General features: G+C 71.4%; 15 protein-coding genes. 12 read left to right on the forward strand and 3 right to left on the reverse strand.

Features of this window, described 5'->3' with window-relative positions; genetic code table 11:
• Positions 1–23 precede the first annotated feature (23 nt).
• Together CcI49_RS09345 and CcI49_RS09350 are read right to left on the reverse strand one after the other, a co-directional pair.
• Positions 24–1,088: an aminoglycoside phosphotransferase family protein gene (locus CcI49_RS09345; RefSeq protein WP_054570759.1), complete on the reverse strand. Its 1,065-nt coding sequence runs from the start codon at positions 1,086–1,088 to the stop codon at positions 24–26.
• Between the two features lie 179 nt (positions 1,089–1,267).
• The gene (locus CcI49_RS09350) at positions 1,268–2,491 is read right to left on the reverse strand and encodes an ABC transporter substrate-binding protein (protein WP_241839974.1); all 1,224 of its coding nucleotides are present in this window, start codon (positions 2,489–2,491) and stop codon (positions 1,268–1,270) included.
• 676 nt (positions 2,492–3,167) lie between these two features.
• Between CcI49_RS09350 and CcI49_RS09360 the strand changes: the two genes are divergently transcribed.
• The 11 genes from CcI49_RS09360 (at position 3,168) to CcI49_RS09410 (ending at position 14,354) form a co-directional block, all read left to right on the forward strand.
• Positions 3,168–4,382, forward strand: a complete 1,215-nt coding sequence (locus CcI49_RS09360) for a CoA transferase (protein WP_054570761.1) — start codon at positions 3,168–3,170, stop codon at positions 4,380–4,382.
• Positions 4,379–4,855, forward strand: a complete 477-nt coding sequence (locus tag CcI49_RS09365) for an OB-fold domain-containing protein (RefSeq protein ID WP_054570762.1) — start codon at positions 4,379–4,381, stop codon at positions 4,853–4,855. The genes CcI49_RS09360 and CcI49_RS09365 overlap by 4 nt, the downstream gene beginning before the upstream one ends.
• The gene (locus CcI49_RS09370) at positions 4,852–6,054 is read left to right on the forward strand and encodes a thiolase family protein (RefSeq protein WP_076825719.1); all 1,203 of its coding nucleotides are present in this window, start codon (positions 4,852–4,854) and stop codon (positions 6,052–6,054) included. The genes CcI49_RS09365 and CcI49_RS09370 overlap by 4 nt, the downstream gene beginning before the upstream one ends.
• 44 nt (positions 6,055–6,098) lie before the next feature.
• The gene (locus tag CcI49_RS09375; protein ID WP_076825721.1) at positions 6,099–7,568 is read left to right on the forward strand and encodes an aldehyde dehydrogenase family protein; all 1,470 of its coding nucleotides are present in this window, start codon (positions 6,099–6,101) and stop codon (positions 7,566–7,568) included.
• A gap of 75 nt (positions 7,569–7,643) precedes the next feature.
• Positions 7,644–8,861: an amidohydrolase family protein gene (locus tag CcI49_RS09380; RefSeq protein ID WP_076825723.1), complete on the forward strand. Its 1,218-nt coding sequence runs from the start codon at positions 7,644–7,646 to the stop codon at positions 8,859–8,861.
• Positions 8,862–8,863: 2 nt separating this feature from the next.
• A complete protein-coding gene (locus CcI49_RS09385; protein ID WP_235498407.1) occupies positions 8,864–9,106 on the forward strand; it encodes a ferredoxin in 243 nt (80 codons plus the stop codon).
• Positions 9,103–9,894: a glucose 1-dehydrogenase gene (locus CcI49_RS09390; RefSeq protein ID WP_076825725.1), complete on the forward strand. Its 792-nt coding sequence runs from the start codon at positions 9,103–9,105 to the stop codon at positions 9,892–9,894. The genes CcI49_RS09385 and CcI49_RS09390 overlap by 4 nt, the downstream gene beginning before the upstream one ends.
• Positions 9,895–9,901: 7 nt before the next feature.
• The gene (locus tag CcI49_RS09395) at positions 9,902–11,143 is read left to right on the forward strand and encodes a cytochrome P450 (RefSeq protein WP_076825728.1); all 1,242 of its coding nucleotides are present in this window, start codon (positions 9,902–9,904) and stop codon (positions 11,141–11,143) included.
• 59 nt (positions 11,144–11,202) lie between these two features.
• Positions 11,203–11,637 carry a nitroreductase family deazaflavin-dependent oxidoreductase gene (locus CcI49_RS09400; RefSeq protein WP_076825730.1) on the forward strand — a complete coding sequence of 145 codons (435 nt, stop codon included), beginning with the start codon at positions 11,203–11,205 and terminating at the stop codon, positions 11,635–11,637.
• A 20-nt stretch (positions 11,638–11,657) separates the two neighbouring features.
• Positions 11,658–12,386, forward strand: a complete 729-nt coding sequence (locus tag CcI49_RS09405) for a TetR/AcrR family transcriptional regulator (protein ID WP_054570769.1) — start codon at positions 11,658–11,660, stop codon at positions 12,384–12,386.
• Between the two features lie 273 nt (positions 12,387–12,659).
• A complete protein-coding gene (locus CcI49_RS09410; RefSeq protein WP_076825944.1) occupies positions 12,660–14,354 on the forward strand; it encodes an AMP-binding protein in 1,695 nt (564 codons plus the stop codon).
• A 190-nt stretch (positions 14,355–14,544) separates the two neighbouring features.
• Here the strand turns inward: CcI49_RS09410 and CcI49_RS42000 are convergent, their stop codons facing one another.
• The gene (locus CcI49_RS42000) at positions 14,545–14,871 is read right to left on the reverse strand and encodes a hypothetical protein (protein ID WP_158230734.1); all 327 of its coding nucleotides are present in this window, start codon (positions 14,869–14,871) and stop codon (positions 14,545–14,547) included.
• Between the two features lie 106 nt (positions 14,872–14,977).
• On the opposite strand from CcI49_RS42000, the gene CcI49_RS09415 reads away from it, so the two are divergent.
• Positions 14,978–16,768 (forward strand): CocE/NonD family hydrolase, encoded by a 1,791-nt coding sequence (locus tag CcI49_RS09415; RefSeq protein ID WP_076825733.1) that lies wholly within the window; start codon positions 14,978–14,980, stop codon positions 16,766–16,768.
• Positions 16,769–16,847: the final 79 nt, after the last annotated feature.

Consider the following 16,847-nt stretch of genomic DNA (forward strand, 5'->3'; position numbering starts at 1 on the left):
AGCCAGGTCTGACGGGCTGACCGTCAGGCGCCGACCGCGGCGAGGACGTCGTGGTCGGCGGCCGCCGTGCCGAGCCGCTCCAGGAGCGCCGCGGTGATGGGCGGGTCGACCTTCACCGTGATGCCCCAGAGGTAGAAGCCGTGCAGGATCCCGCGGCCGATGGCGCGCCACGCCTCGTCCCACTCCGGCGCCCGCACGCCACCCGCCCGCAGCCGGTCGAGGTAGTGCGCGAGGAGGTCGCGTTCGCTGCGGCGGCGGTCCGCGACGGTCAGCGCGGACGCGATGTGATAGCCGACGTCGATGTACCAGGGGCCGCGCTGGACCAGCTGCCAGTCCAGGAAGGACGGGCGGCCGGCGCCGTCGAGGAAGAGGTTCCCGATGTGCGGGTCCCCGTGGATCACGGCCCACGGTGACGCGGCGGCGGTTTCGGCGGCCAACCTGCGGTAGGCCGCCACCAGGCGTTCGGCGTCGCGCGTCTCGTCGGGGACTCCCGCGCCGATCCAGCAGGCGAAGTTGGCGGAGATCTCGGGCAGGCCGCGGCTCCGGAGGTATCCGTCCAGGCGGCTCCGCAGCCATCCGACGTCCGCGAGGGACGGGTCGGCCCAGGTCGCAGCGTGCAGGGTGGCCAGCTGGTCGAGGCTGTCGGCGGCCTGGTCCGGTGTGTAGTCGCTCAGCCCGTCGAGGAAGACGCCGCCCTCGGCCACCACATCCTCGGTGATGACGATGTTCGCGTCGGTGCGCGCGTCGACGTCCGCGAAGACGCTTCGCAGGGTGCGGACTCCGGTGCGGTCGGCGAGGTCCCGGTAGAAGCTGGTCTCGGGCACCCCGGCGGGGCTCGCCGGCCGGCCGATCTCGCTGAAGTAGCCCTTGGCGCACAGGTGGGGCGACAGGCCCTTCGGGACCCCGCCGGTGCAGTCGATCCGGAACCGGGCGTTGGTCGAGACCCGGCTGACCACTGGGCCGGGGGTGACCTCGACGATCTCGATCCCCGGGTAGCGGATCGCCAGCGCCTTGTTGAGCCATCCAGGGGAGAGCACCTCGTGGAGCTCGTCGGGTAAGGCGACCACGGATGCGGATTCAGCGGACACGGCTTTCCCCTCTTGTCGGGCACAGCGCTTGTCGGGCATGGCGCGCCCGCCCTGGTCAGGCAGGCTCGGAAACGGGTGCTGGGGCGGAGGCGGGTGGGGGCGCAGCCGGGCCCGACGGCCGCCGGGCCGGTGAAGGCGGCGGGCCGGCGGCGCGCCGGGCCCGGCAGGCCCGGCGTCGGTCAGGCCCCGGCGACCTCGTAGCTCGTCGGGTATCCCTTGTCGTCAAGCGTGCTGATCAGGCCGCCCTGCACGCAGGAGGCGGGCGCCGCGGAGGACGCCTTGCCGCCGCACTGGAACTTCTGCCCGCCCGAGCCGGGCAGCTCCTTCTCCGGCATCGTCTTCAGCGCGTTGATGATCGTCGCCGGGGTGATCTCACCGGTGAGGTCCTCCAGCGCCGTCTGCAGGCCCGCGACCGCCGTGAAGATGTTGATACCGGCGATCTTGCTTGTGTCGATGTTCTTGCCGTAGGCGGCGGCGACCGCGTTGTACAGGCGGGTCGAGGGGTTGTCCGTACCGACCGGGGCGATGGCGGAGATGCTGATGCCCTTGAGCTGGTCGCCGGAGATGGCGGTCCGGGTCGAGTCGGTGACGCACTGGGCGATGGCACTGATCGGGCCGCTGAACCCGACCGCGTTCAGCCCGTTGAGAGCGCTGATGCAGAACGAGTCGTTGCCGAGGATGAACACCTCGCCGTCGTCCTTCGCGATCTGCTGCATCTGCGGCGTCATGTCGGCGGTGCCGATCGGGACGGCGACCAGCTCGAACTCGATGCCCGCCTTCTTGTAGATCGCGGGCGCGCTGGCCTCGAGCGCTCCCTTCGCCGCCGGGACGTCGATCACGACGGCGGTGACCTTCTTGACGCCCTCCTTCTGCGCCACCTTGAGCGGGAGCCCGATGGTGCCGAAGGTCGCGTCGGCGAACGAGAACGTGCTCTTGGCGTCGGCCAGCAGCGCGGTGGCACTGGTGGAGTAGAGGACCACGGGGATGCCAGCCTCGTGCAGCGGCGTCCAGGCGCTCTCCTGGGCGGCGACGCCGCCGATGATCACCGCGGTGACGTCCTGCTCGATCATGCGGTTCGCGCAGTCGGCGGTTATGCCGGGATCGGCCTGGGACGCACAGGTCACCAGCTCGATCGGCCGGCCCGCGATGCCGGAGCGGTGCTCGTTGAGGTAGGCCACGGTCGCCTTGCCGGCCTCGATCTCGACGGACTGGTCGACGGTCGCCGCCTTTCCGTCGGAGACGAGCCCGATCTTCACCGGCTCGCCGGCGGCCTTCGCCACCGCTCCCAGTACCTCGGTGGCGTTCGTGGCATCGCCGGTGCCGCTGGCGCCACCGGCTGTGTCGGAGCTGTCGCTGCCACAGGCCGCGACCAGCAGCAGGCAGGCGGCCAACCCGCCCGCCACAGCGCCTAACCGCACCGCGGCCGGCCGCGGTGCCACCACTCGCCGACGTGTTGTCCCTCGGCGGAAGCCGTTCTGCCGCATGGGCGGAGTACCTCGTTTCGCTTGTCAGCGGTCGACGATCAGGACCGGCGGCCGGTTGTTCCGGGGATCGGGAGGTCGATCGATCGGTGGGTGCGATCGATCGGTGAGGTGCGATCGGTGAGTTCCGATCGGCTGGTTCCGATCGGCTGGGTGTGATCGGCCACGACGCCGGGCCGTGCGGTTCGCGGCCCGGGTTCGCGAGTCCCGAGGTCCGCGACCTGCGATGCCGGCCGCCGGATGACTGTGAGGAGGATCGCAACACCTCCGAGAGAAGTCAACGTTCTACCTAAAACGAGATGGGGTCTTCCCAAATCGCGCCTAGCCGGCCTACATTCGGGTCGTCAGCTGACAACGGCGCCTCGCTCGTCCGGTCGCGCCCCAGCCCCTGATCGCAAGCCCCTGATCGTGCGCGGGGGCCGGGCCGCCCTGCCCGCGCGGGACTCCGCGTCACCCGCGGGACGCACCGTCCCGCCTACGAACCCGTCCCGGCCGAACAGACCGACCGGCGGACGGAACGACAGAACGACGGAACGACCGACCGAACGAACGAACGACGGAACGACCGACTGAACCGACGCAGAGGAGGAGGTGCCGCGTGGCGAAGGGGGCCTTCGACGGCTTACGTGTCGTCGAGCTCGCCCAGTGGGTGTTCGTGCCCGTCGCCGGTGCGCTGCTGGCGGACTGGGGCGCCGATGTGATCCGGGTCGAGCGGCCCGAGGGCGACCCCTACCGTGCGCTGGCCACCCAGGGCATCGGCACCGATGGCGGCGGCGGGGTGAACCTCTCGGTCGCCCTGGCCAACCGGGGCAAGCGCTCCGTCGCACTCAACCTGCGCACCGAGGCCGGCCGGGCGGCGCTAGACCAGCTCCTCGAGTCGGCAGACGTCTTCCTGACCAGCTTCCGGCCCGGCGCCCTGGAACGTCTCGGCCTCGGCGCCGACGAGCTCACCCGGCGCTTTCCCCGCCTCGTCTACGCCCGAGGGCACGGTTTCGGTGCCCGCGGCCCGGGGGCCGACCGGCCCGGCTACGACTCGTCGGCCTTCTGGGCGCAGGGCGGCATGGCGCACGTGCTGACGCCACCGGACCGCGACGCGCCGATCGGCCAGCGGGGCGCGATGGGCGACCGCAACGGCGCGATGGCCCTGGCCTTCGGGATCGCCACCGCGCTGCTGGGTCGCGAACGGACCGGCGAAGGGTCCGTCGTCGACGTCTCGCTGCTGGCCACCGCGATGTGGACGCTGTCCTCAGACGTGCTGGCGGCCCTCGCCGGCGGGCGGCCGCGGGCCATGTCCGGGCGGCAGGGGTACGTCAACCCGCTCGTCGGGGCGTACCGGACCAGCGACGGTCGGCACATCCAGCTGGTCTTCCTGGAGGCCGACCGCTACTGGGCCGACTTCTGCCGCCTCGTCGGGCGCGACGACCTCGCCGCCGACCCGCGCTTCGCGGACCTGCGGGCCAGGGCCGAGAACCGCGAGGCCTGCGTCGCCGAGCTGGAGGCCGAGTTCGCGAAGCGGTCGTTCGACGAGTGGAAGGAGCTGCTCGGCCGGATCGACGCGCCGTGGGCTCCCGTGCAGGCCGTGGAGGAGCTGCTCACCGACCCGCAGGTGCTCGCCAACGACTACCTCGGGGAGGTCGTCGTCGAGGGCGGGCCCGGGTATTCGCTGCCGAACGTGCCCGTACAGCTCGACGGGGCGCCGCCGGCACTGCGCCGGGCCCCGGAGCACGGCGAGCACACGGAGACGGTGCTGCTCGACCTCGGCTACACCTGGGAACAGATCGTCGAGCTCAAGGACGCCGGAGTGATCCCGTGACGGCCCAGCCGCGGACGACCGAAGGTCAGCCGATCCGGCCGTTACCGGTTCCGGACGCGGTGTCGGCCGGCTACTGGGAGGCGGCGGCCGGGGGAGTGCTCACCGCGGCCCGCTGCGGACGCTGCGGTGCCTACGCGATCCCACCCGGCCAGGTCTGCCCGTCCTGCGGCAGCACCGACCCCGACTACGGCTTCGAGCCGGTCAGCGGGCGGGGCGCGGTGCGGTCCTGGACCGTCGTCCGCCAGGCGTTCCTGCCCGGGTTCTCCGCCGACGTGCCGTTCGTCCTCGTCGACGTCGAGCTCGCCGAACAGCCTGAACTGCGCATGATCGGCCGGCTGCTGGACGGGCCCGCGGCCCCCGGGCTGCGGCTCGGCGCCCAGGTGACGGCGGCGTTCGAGGACGTCGCTCCCGGGGTGGCCGTACCGGCCTTCCAGCTCGCGGACGCGTCCGGGCGGCCTGGGGAGGCGTCATGAGCCGCCGGTTCGCGGCGCGCGGCCAGGTCGCGATCGTCGGCTACGCGCACAGCGACGTGTGGCGCCATGCCCCCCGGCCGCTCGGCGCCCTGGCCGTCGACACCGCGCGCGAGGCCATCGCCGACGCGGGACTCAAGCCCGCCGACGTCGACGGATTCGTGACGGCGCCGCTGTTCCCGACCGCCGGTGCGCACGCCGTCGAGGACGGGGTCAGCACCGTGACGGCGCAGTGGCTCGCCGAGCATCTCGGTGTCAMCCCCGCCTACACGTCGGGATTCTCGGGGATCGGGCAGCTTCCCGGGGCGCTGGGGCTGGCGGTGGGCGCCCTTGCCAGCGGCGCCGCCGACTACGTGCTGCTGCACCGGGCGCTGCACAACCCGCCGGGTCGCTACCACGGCAATCCCATGCGTGAGGCCGCCGGCTCCCAGCAGTGGACGGCACCGCAGGGGTTCTTCGGCCCGCTGCCGATGATCGCGCTGCCCTACAACGAGTACCTCCAGCGCTACGGCGCCAGCCAGGAGGCGATGGCGGCCGTGGTGACGGAGGCGCGCAAGAACGGCGCGCGGATCCCGTGGTCCTACTGGCGCGACAGGCCGCTGAGCACCCAGGAGTACCTCGCCGCGCCGATGATCAGCGACCCGATCCGCCGTTTCGACTGCGACCTGCCGGTCGACGGGGTGGCGGCGTTCGTCCTGACCTCCGCCGAACGGGCCCGGGACCTGCCGCACCGGCCGGTCCACATCGCCGGGATCGCCACCTCCGCGCCGCCGCGCCGCCGGCTGCCGCTGCACTGGCCGCTCGACGACATCATGGCCGCCGGCACCGGCCTGGCCGGGCGGCTCTGGGAGGCGGCCGGGATCGGGCCGGGCGAGGTCGACCTGCCACAGCTCTACGACGGCTTCTCGCCGTTCGTCTACTTCTGGCTCGAAGCCCTGGGGCTGTGCCCGGTGGGGGAGGCGCACCGCTTCGTCCAGGACGGGCGCATCGACAGCGACCGCCCCGACGGGCTGCCGGTGCTCTCCGGTGGCGGCGCCCTCGGGAACGGCCGGATGCACGGCATCCCCCAGATGCTCGAGTGCTACCTGCAGCTGTCCGGCCGGGCCGGGCCGCGCCAGCGCGAACGGGCGACGGTCGGCGTCGCCTGCCAGTCCTCGCCCCACTTCGGCGGCGCGGTCGTCTACACCACCGAGCCCGCCTGAGAGGCAGCCCGAGACAGGGCCCGAGACAGGAAGGAGCGAGCACCGTGACGGAGATCCTCGCCGAACGCCGCTCGTACATCGCCGGACGCTGGGTCGACGGCGACGAGTCGTTCGACGTCGAGAACCCGGCCGACGAGTCGGTCGTGACGACCGTGGCCGCGGCGTCGCCGGCCGATGTGGAGCGGGCCATCCTCGCCGCGCGGGACAGTTTCGACCAGGGCACCTGGGCCGAGACCCCGGTGGCCGAGCGGGCGCGGGTGCTGCGTGCCCTGCTCGACCACATCGAGACACTGCACGCGCCGCTGGTCGCCAGCATGGTGGCCGAGGCCGGTCAGCCGGTGCTGTTCGCCGAGTTCGCGCAGTACGCGGCCGGGCTCATGCTCGCCCGCAACACCATCGATCTGTACCTGTCGATGCCGCACGAGCAGGCCAGCCCCGTCCCGCTCGACGAGCTGGTGCGCGGCGGGCTCAAGGCGAGCGTGCGCCGCCACGAGCCGGTCGGGGTCGTCTCGGCGATCACCCCCTACAACGGGGCGATCATCATGGCGTTCCAGAAGCTGATCCCGGCGCTGATGGCCGGTAACTCGGTCGTGCTGCGCCCGAGCCCGCTCACACCGATCTCGTCGCTGGCCTTCGGCGCGGCGGCGGACGCGGTCGGCCTGCCGCCCGGCGTGCTCAGCGTCGTGATCGAGGAGGGCTCGGCCGGCGCCGAGCTGCTCACCAGCCACCCGGCGGTGGACATGGTGTCCTTCACCGGCTCCACCGCGGTAGGCCGGAGCATCCTCGCCCAGGCCGCGCCCACGGTGAAGCGGGTCGCCCTCGAGCTCGGCGGCAAGTCGGCGCAGATCTACCTGCCGGACGCGGTGGAGAAGGTCGCTGCCGGCGCGGCGGCGGTGGTGGCGATGACCGCCGGGCAGGCGTGCGTCGCGGCCACCCGCATCCTGGTGCCCGCCGATCGCAAGGACGAGGTGGTCCAGATCGTCGCGCAGGCCTACTCCGCGCTGACCGTCGGCCCGCCGTCCGATCAGAAGGCCACGATGGGCCCGCTCATCAACGCCGCCGCCCGCGAGCGCTGCGCCCGGATCATCGCGGCGGCCGAGCAGCACGGCGGCAAGGTCGCCCTCGGCGGCGGCCGCCCGGCCGGGCTGGACCGCGGCTACTACGTCGAGCCGACCGTCCTCGACCTGCCGGACAACAGCAACCCGGCCGCGCAGGAGGAGATCTTCGGCCCGGTGGTGAGCGTGCTCGGCTACCGCGACCTCGACGACGCGGTGCGCATCGCCAACGACAGCCCCTACGGGCTGGCCGGCCAGGTCTACGGCGCCGACCTCGCGGCGGCGACCTCGGTCGCGCGCCGGCTGCGCACCGGCGCGGTGAACGTCAACGCCGGAATGTTCAGCGCGTACGCCCCGAGCGGCGGCTACAAGCAGAGCGGCCTGGGCCGCGAACGGGGACCGGACGGCATCCGGGCCTTCCAGGAGGTCAAGCACATCGCCGTCGGCGAGCTGCGCTAGCGGCGCACCCGGACGGCACGCGGGCCTGCCCGTCCCGCCTCGCCTCGGACCTGACCAAGAGCAAGAGGAGGAGACATGACCTCTGACCCGAACGGCCTGAACCTCGACTGGCTGATCTCGGTCGACGACCACGTTCTCGAACCGCCGCACCTGTGGGTGGAGCGCGTCCCCGCCAAGGACCGCGACCGTGCTCCGCACATGGAGGTCGACGAGAAGGGAATGGACTTCTGGGTCTACGACGGCAAGAAGTTCCCCAGCTCGGGCCTGTCCGCGGTGGCCGGCAAGTCGAAGGAGGAGTTCTCACCGGAGCCCCTCGCCTACAGCGAGATGCGCCCGGGCTGCTACGACGCCGCCGAGCGGATCAAGGACATGGACCAGGCCGGCGTCCTCGCGTCGCTGTGCTTCCCGACGCTGCCCCGGTTCTGCGGGCAGCTGTTCTACGAGGCCTCCGACCGGGACTTCGGGCTGGTCTGCCTGAAGGCCTACAACGACTGGATGCTCGAGGAATGGTGCGGCGCCGCCCCCGGCCGGTACATCCCGCTCGTCCTCATCCCGCTGTGGGACCCGGCCCTGGCCGTGAAGGAGCTGGAGCGCTGCGCCGCGAAGGGCGCGACGTCGTTCGCGTTCTCCGAGAACCCGGAGCCGCTCGGCCTGCCGACCATCCATGACCCGTCCGGGTACTGGGAGCCGGTGATGGCCGCGGCCAACGACCTGGAGATGGTCGTGTCGATGCATGTCGGCTCGTCGTCGCAGGTGCCGAAGATCGCGTCGAACACCCCGTTCATGGCGAACCTGACCTGGGGTGCCATGCGTACCTCGGGAACCATGCTGTCCTGGCTGTTCTCCGGCCTGTTCCAGCGCTACCCGAACCTGAAGATCGCGCTCTCGGAGGGCGAGGTCGGCTGGATGCCCTACTACCTGGAGCGGGCCGCGCAGGTCGTCGACAAGCAGCGCTACTGGGTCCAGCGGGGCGCGACGTTCGGGGACCACGGTGCCGCGACCAGCGTCGACCTGGACACCTTCGACGTGCGGGCGACGTTCCGGGACCACGTCTTCGGCTGCTTCATCGAAGACCACCACGGCATCGCCAGCATCGCCGAGATCGGCGAGGACAACATCATGTGCGAGACGGACTACCCGCACTCCGACTCCACCTGGCCCAACTGCATCCAGACAGTGAAGGGCATCATCGGCCACCTGCCGGCCCAGACCCAGTACAAGCTGCTGCGCGGCAACGCCGAGCGGCTCTACCGCTTCACCCCCGCCGCGCCGCCCGTGCTCGCGGGGGTCTGACAGTGGCCCAGACCGGCGCGGTCACGGTCGCGATCGACCGGGGGCGGTGCATCGGCAGCGGGATGTGCGTGATGTACGCGCCCGCGACCTTCGAGCACGACGACACGGCCAAGGTCGTACTCGTCGAGCCGATCGGCGACTCTCCCGAGACCGTGGAGAACGCGGTGGACGCCTGCCCCACCGGCGCACTGGCGCTGGCCCCGGCCCCGGCTGACGACTCCCCGTTAGAGAGGGAACAAGCATGAGCTCCACCGCACTGCTCGATGGCAGGAGCGCGATCGTCACCGGCGCCGGCTCAGGTGTCGGGCGGGCGTCCGCGCTGCGCTTCGCCGAGGAGGGCGCCCGGGTCGTGTGCGCCGACATCGACCTCGGCTCGGCGAAGGAGACGGTCGGGCTGATCGAGGCCGCCGGCGGCACCGCCGTGGCCGTGGCCTGCGACGTCTCCCAGGAGGACGACGTGGCGGCGGCGGTCGCGGCCGCCGTGGAAAGCTTCGGCCGGCTCGACGTCATGTTCAACAACGCGGGGATCCCGACGCCACGGCTCGGCGCCGGGTTCACCGACCACACGGTCGCCGACTTCGACCGACTGGTTTCGGTCAACCTGCGCGGGGTGTTCCTCGGCTCCCGGCAGGCCGTGCTGAGGTTCCGCGAGCAGGGCGACGGCGGGGTCATCGTCAACACCGGCTCGGTCGCCGGTCTCGTCTCCTGGGGTGGCTCCGTCTACGGCGCGACCAAGGCCGGGGTGCACCAGCTGACCCGCGCCGTCGCCATCGAAGGCGCACCGGACGGCATCCGCGCCAACGCCATCTGCCCGGCGGGTATGCCGGCGACGAACTTCATGGCCGCCGGTGGCCTGCCGTCCAGCCCGGAGCTGCTGGAGGCGACGTCCCGGCAGGTCGGCGCCTCGCACCCGCTCGGCCGCCCGATCACCGCCGAGGACTGTGCCGAGGCCGCGGTCTTCCTCGCCTCGGACCGCGCCGCCAACATCACCGGTGTGCTGCTGCCCATCGACGGCGGATACGTGGCCAGGTGACGGACCGATGACAACGACCCACCTTCTCGACCGCGACCGGGTCCGCCGGCTGTTCGACCTGCGCAGCAGCTACAACGCGATCGCCGGCGGCGACTTCACCGACGACCCGTACCCGGCGTGGCGGCGGCTGCGCGAGCAGGCGCCGGTGCACCAGGGCACCGTCCACGAGCTGACCGGCTACCAGGGCCAGGCCAGCTTCCACGGTCTGCCGGAGCCGGACCGCCCGCACTTCTCGACGTTCAGCTTCGCCGTCTGCGACGAGGCCTATCGCAACGAGGAGCTGTTCTCCTCGTCGACGAGCCTCGGCCTGGAGGGCGACGTCGGGGTCGGCGCCAGCCTGCTGACGATGGGCGGGAACCGGCACCGCCGCTACCGCGCCCTCGTCCAGCCGTCGTTCGTGCCGGCGAAGGCCAAGTGGTGGATCAGCCGGTACATCGAGGAGACGGTGCAGCTGCTGATCGACAGCTTCGTCGACGACGGCCGGGCCGAGCTCAACGTCGACTTCTGCGCGGCCATCCCGGTGCTGACGATCACCAGCAGCTTCGGCGTCCCGGTCGAGGAGGCGCTGGACATCCGCGAGGCGCTGCAGCAGCCGGCGAAGGTGATCCAGCACCTCGCGCCGATCGTCGCCGCCCGGCGCGAACAGCCGCAGGACGACCTGATCAGCATCCTCGTCGAGGCGGAGGTCAGCGACTCCGACGGCGTCCGGCACCAGCTGACCGACGCCGAGATCTACACGTTCGCCGTCCTGCTGCTGCTCGCGGGTTCCGGGACGACCTGGAAGCAGATGGGCATCACGCTGACCGCCCTGCTGACCCGCCCCGAGGTCCTGGCCGCCGTCCGGGAGGATCGCTCGCTGCTGCGGCCGGCGATCGAGGAAGCCGTGCGCTGGACGCCCACCGACCCGATGTTCTCCCGGTGGGTCACCGAGGACGTCGACTTCCACGGTGTGCATCTGCCCAAGGGGTCGGTGCTGCACCTGTGCATCGGAGCGGCGAACCGGGATCCGGCCCGGTGGGATCGCCCCGACGAGTTCGACCTGCACCGGCCGATGAAGCGCTCACTCGGCTTCGGCGGCGGCCCGCACATCTGCCTGGGCATGCATGTCGCCCGCGCCGAGATGGCGGTCGGCATCGGCGCCCTGCTGGACCGGCTGCCGAACCTGCGGCTCGACCCGGACGCGGCGCCGCCGCGGCTGATCGGGATGTACGAGCGCGGCGCCACCGAGATCCCCGTGCTGTTCGGCTGACGACCGCGGTTCGGCTGATCCGCCGGAACTCACCTATTCCCTACCCGAGAGGCGACACCATGAGTTCACCGGGCTACCAGGCGCCCGACCTCGCTCTTGTCGGCGCCGAGCACGTCCGGCGCTACCGGGAGACCGGCGGCGAGGTCGGCTACGAGTGGAACGGAGTGCACACCCTGCTGCTCACCACCACCGGGCGGAGCAGCGGCCAGCCGCGCACCAATGCGCTGATCTTCGCCCGGGACGGGGACGACTACCTGGTCGTGGCCTCCATGGGCGGAGCGCCGGAGCATCCCCAGTGGTACCGGAACCTGMTCGCGAACCCGGCGGCGGAGATCCAGGTGCGGGCGGAGCGCTTCACGGTCCGCGCGGCGACGGCCTCCGACGCGGAGAAACCACGGCTGTGGGAGATCGTGACGAAGGTGTGGCCGAACTACGACGCCTATCAGGCGCGTACCGAGCGGCCCATTCCGGTGGTGGTCCTGTCACCGGTCTGAGCGCGGGTACTGTTCCTCCCATGGGCTGGGCTGAACGTGCCGCCGACCGGTCGCCGGTGGTGCATCGCTCCCGCTCCCGCAGCATCCAGCAGACGCGGGGCATCGTGGACGCCGCGCGCCGCCTGATCGCCGTCAAGGGATCCTCCTTCACGACCCAGGAGCTCGTGAAGGAGGCCGGCGTCGCGATGCAGACGTTCTACCGGCACTTCACGGGAAAGGACCAGCTGCTTCTCGCCGTCATCGAGGACGTCGTGGCGGAGAGCGCCCTGCGGTTCGAGGAGGCCGCGCGGGCCATTCCCGATCCGCTGTCGCGGCTGCGTTACTACCTGACGACCACGGTGGACGGCCTGTTCGAGGACATCGGCTGGTCCCGGTTCGTCACCTCCGAGCACTGGCGGCTGCGCGAGCGCTTCCCGAAGGAGATAGCGGACGCCGACCAGCCCTTCACCGACCTGATCGAACGGGAGCTGCGGGCGGCCCAGGACGCCGGCCTGCTGCCGCCGAGCGATGTGGGCCGGGACGCGGAGATGGTCGCCCGGGTCGTCATGTCCGTGTTCCACCACTATGCGTTCGCCCATGGGCGCTGGTCGCCGCAGGACATCGGTGACTATCTCTGGGAGTTCTGCCTGGGCGGGATCAGCCGGGCGGACAACCCCCGGCTGACCGCCCTCACCGTCGCACCGGGGGCCTCGGCCGGCCTGGAAACCGGTGGCCATCCGGCCGAGGAACAGCAGAACACCACCCCGTAGCTGTCGGCCGTGCAGCTGTCGGCCGAACGCCGGCGGCCGAACGCCGGCCGCCCGGTCCACGCTCGCGCCACCTGGTCCACACCTGCGCCCGCGGCCGCCGGGCCGCCCGACCACGGCTGGACACGGCCGGACACGGCTGGACACGGCCGGACACGGCCGGACACCGCCGAGCACACCTCCTGGACACCGCAGCGCACCCTCGCGGCGCGGTCCACCCCGACGAGGCTTCGCCGCGCCGTCTCACCCGGCGCCGCCGTTACCCGAGGAGATCAGATGTCTGCGCACCGGTGGCCCACCCGACCCGTGCCGAGCGAGGTCACCACCGAATGGCGGCGAGCCGGCCTGTGGGACGACACCACCCTCGGCGTGAAGATCGACAGGGCGCTGCGGAACCACCCCGAGCAGCGGTTCCACGTCCATTCGCTGGAGCGGCCCTGGGAGGGGACCTTCGGCGAGCTGAGGGAGCGAGCCTTGGCGGTCGCCGGCGGGTTGGCACAGCGCGGAGTCCGCCCGGGCGACGCGGTTGCCTTCCAGCTTCCCAACTGGGCGGAGGYCGCCGTCGCCTTCTACGCCACCTCGTTCCTGGGCGCCGTCGTCGTGCCGATCGTGCACTTCTACGGCGTCAAGGAGGTGTCGTACATCCTGCGCCGGACCGAGGTGGTCGCGTTCGTCACCGCCGCGCGCTTCGGCCGGCGGGACTATCTGGCGGATCTCCCGGCCGTGGTCGACGCCGCACCATCGCTGCGGGTGGTCGCCGTGGTCGGCAGCAGCAGCCAGGGCGGTGAGGGCGGCGGTGCTGGTGACGGTGCCGGCGGTCGGGCGTTGCCGGCGGGTGCCATCCCCTTCGAGGGGCTCGAAACGGGGCCCACCCTGCCCGGCCCGGTCGACACCGATCCGGACGGGCCCGCGGTCGTCGCCTACACCTCGGGCACGACCTCGGACCCGAAGGGGGTCGTGCACTCCCACAACACGCTCGGCGCCGAGATCGTGCAGCTCGACGACATGAACGCCGGCGGCGGACTACCGTCCCTCGTCGGCGCCCCCGTCGGCCATTTCATGGGCATGCTCGGCGCGCTGCTCGTGCCGGCTGTGAACGACATGCCGGTGCATCTGATCGACGTCTGGGATCCCGCCCGGGTGCTGTCCACGATGCTCACCTGGGGGCTGTCGGCCGGGTCCGGGTCCACCTTCTTCCTCACCAGCCTGCTGGACCACCCCGACCTGACCCCCGAGCACCTCAGCCTCATGCGGTACGTCGGCCTGGGCGGTTCCGCGGTGCCGGTGGCTGTCGCGGAGCGGGCGACGGCGGCGGGCATCTCCGTGCTGCGCAGCTACGGCGCGACCGAGCATCCGTCCGTCACCGGTTCGAAGCACGAGCATGACGCCTGGTCGCGGCTGCGCACCGACGGCCGGCCGATGCCCGGCGTCGAGATCCGGCTGCTCGACGACGACGGCCAGCCCGTCCCGCCCGGCACGCCCGGGGAGATCTGGTCACGCGGGCCGGACTGCTGCGTCGGCTACACCGACACCGAGATCACCGCCCGCGCGTTCGACGCCGAGGGCTGGTACCGGACCGAGGACGTCGGAGTCCTCGACGACGCCGGCTGTCTCACCATCACGGACCGGAAGAAGGACATCATCATCCGGGGTGGCGAGAACATCAGCGCCGCCGAGGTCGAGGAACTGCTCCTGCAGGTTGTCCCCGGCCTCGCCGAAGCCGCGGTGATCTCGGTTCCCGATGCCCGCTTCGGGGAGAAAGTCGGCGCCGTCCTGCGGATGACGCCGGCGGCGCCCGCTCCCGACCTCGACGCCGTCCGCGCGCTGCTTCTCGATGCCGGGCTGGGTCGCCAGAAGCTGCCGGAGTATCTCGACACCGTCGACGACTTCCCGCGCACCTCCACCGCAAAGATCATCAAGGCGGAGCTGCGCAGGCGGATATCGGCCCGCCTGGTCGCCGCCGGCGGATAGGAACAGTTTCATGAATGCGTCGGGATCCCGGACGCGATGGCGGCGCGGTCGCGGCCGATGGTGCTGTCTCCAGGTCGATTGGACATTTCCGATGACTTGTATCGAGGTTGGATAAGTTGTTTGATCTGTCTCAGGTGAACTCTGTGGTCACGGGTTCCGTCCGCGGGCGGACCGTTCTGTTCACAGTCATTCACGGATTACCGGGGAGTAGCCATCGCCGCCCCGGAGCCTCCTGAGACGAAGCGCTTTCCCAGGCAGGCTTCGGGAATCCCTTGACCCGCCCGGCTGCGCTGTTGAGCAGCGACGGCTTAACCGCCGCCAGGCGAGATGGAAAATCGCCGCGCGCCTTCTTTCGACATTCGTCCTGTCGGCCGTTGGCGGCCGGTGGCGGCTTCTCCCACAGTGCATCTATCCGCCTTGCTGAAGGCAGGCGAAAAGCAGAAGGGGAGACCATGTTCCATGCCAGCGGAAGACGCTTTTTACCGGTCGCGGACGAGGTCTGTTCGGCGAAGCCCACGCGGCGGAACCCGCCCGCGCGCCATTGCCACCGCCACCGCCACCTTCGGCCGCACCACCAGCTGGGCCGGCACCGACGTGCGCTGCTGGCCGTTCTCGCCGCCGGTGTGACGTTCGCGGCGGCGACACTCGTCGGCCTGGTCGCCGCCGCACCGGCACAGGCGGCCACCTCATGGCCTGGTGGCCGCTGGCAGCCCGGGCCGGCCCAGTACGGAATGACCGTGGTCTCCGACGTCCCGCTGCGGATGGACGACGGTGTCGTCCTCACCGCCGACATCGGGTACCCGGCGAACCCGCTGACCGGAAAGCGCCTGCCGGGCCGGTTCCCGGTACTCGTTCAGCAGAATCCCTACATCTTCGGTGGGGAGCCGGACAGCTTCTTCGTGAGCCGGGGCTACATCTTCGTCTCGGCGGACGTGCGGGGCACGACCAACTCTCAGGGGCCGGACGACGGCCCTTTGGTCAACCCGCTCTTCGGCCCGCGAATCGCCCAGGACGGCGTGGCGGTGGTCGACTGGGCCGCCCACGACCTGGACGGCTCGAACGGAACGATCGGCCTGTACGGCTGCTCCCAGCTGGGTATCAACCAGCTGTTCACCGCCGCTGCGGTGGGCCCGAACTCACCGGTGAAGGCGATCATTCCCGCCTGCGCCTCGAACGGCTACGACATCTACTTCGCCGGCGGGGTGCCCTCCGCCACGGTCCCGCTCTTCGCCAACTCCGCGTTGGGCGGGATAAGCGGCTCCAAGCACCTGCCCGAGAACACGGCCTTCGGCGAGGCCCTCGTCGACGAGATCAGCGCCAGCGGCCCGCGTGCCTACAACGGGACCTTCTGGCAGGAGCGCACCACCTCCGCCGACATGGCTGAGCAGATCGTCCGCAACGGCATCCCGGCGCTGCTGTGGACCGGCTGGCAGGCCTCGGAGAGCACCGGCGCCCTGGAGTTCTGGACCGCCCTGCAGAACGCCGCGCAAGGCCGCCCGGCCGATGCGTCGATGCAGCCCGGCCAGCCGACCACGGGCCGTTACCAGCTCCTCGTCGGGAACTGGGGCCACGGCAGCGGGCTGGACAAGAGCATCGAGCTCGAGTGGTACGACACCTGGCTGCGAGGCCAGAACACCGGCATGGCAGCCACCCGGACGCCCCTGCACCTCTACGAGAAGGGCAGCGACCGGTGGGTCAACGCCACCAGCTACCCGCTCGTCGCCGACTACAGCCCCTACTACCTCGACGAGCGGTCCGGGTTCACGCCGAGGCCGTCCGGATCGGGCGGGACGGACACCGTCTCCTGGGGCCAGCCGGACCAGGCAGGCAACACGCTGACCTACACGACCCCCGCCTTCGCCGCCGGCACCACCCTGGCCGGTCCCGTCAGCGCCAGCATCCACGCCAGCTCGACCAACGCGAACATCGGCCTGATCGCCACCCTGGAGGACGTCGCACCAGGCGGTGCCGCCACCACGATCACCTCCGGATCGCTGGTGGGCAGCATGAGCGCACTGGACGAGGACTCCTCCTGGCGGGACAGCGACGGCGACCTGACGCTTCCGGTCCATCCGTACACCGAGGACACGACGGTGCGGCCCGGGGAGGTGGGTCGGTACGACATCAAGATCAACCCGGCTCTGTGGAGCGTCGCGCCAGGGCACTCTCTCCGGCTCGTCCTGAGCACCCAGGCCAGCTCCGACGACTGCGGTGGCTTCCTCGGCATGCCGCAGCCCTGCGCCTACACCGCCGCGCAGCAGGCCAGCCTCACCGGTGGCGGCTACCAGATCCAGCGGACCGCCGAGCATCGGTCGGTGGTGAACCTGCCGCTGCTCTCCTACCGGAAGCTGCCCACCGCCCCCAGCGGCCTGACCCCCACCAGTAACTGGACCGTCCTGCCGCTGGGCTGGTGACCAGCCAGCCAGTCCCTTCGTGACCCGCGCACGCAGGCAGACCATCCGGTTCCCATCGGAGGCCAGCGTCTCCGATGGG

Origin of the sequence: Frankia sp. CcI49, assembly GCF_001983215.1 — a bacterium.
In the GTDB taxonomy this organism is placed as follows: domain Bacteria; phylum Actinomycetota; class Actinomycetes; order Frankiales; family Frankiaceae; genus Parafrankia; species Parafrankia irregularis.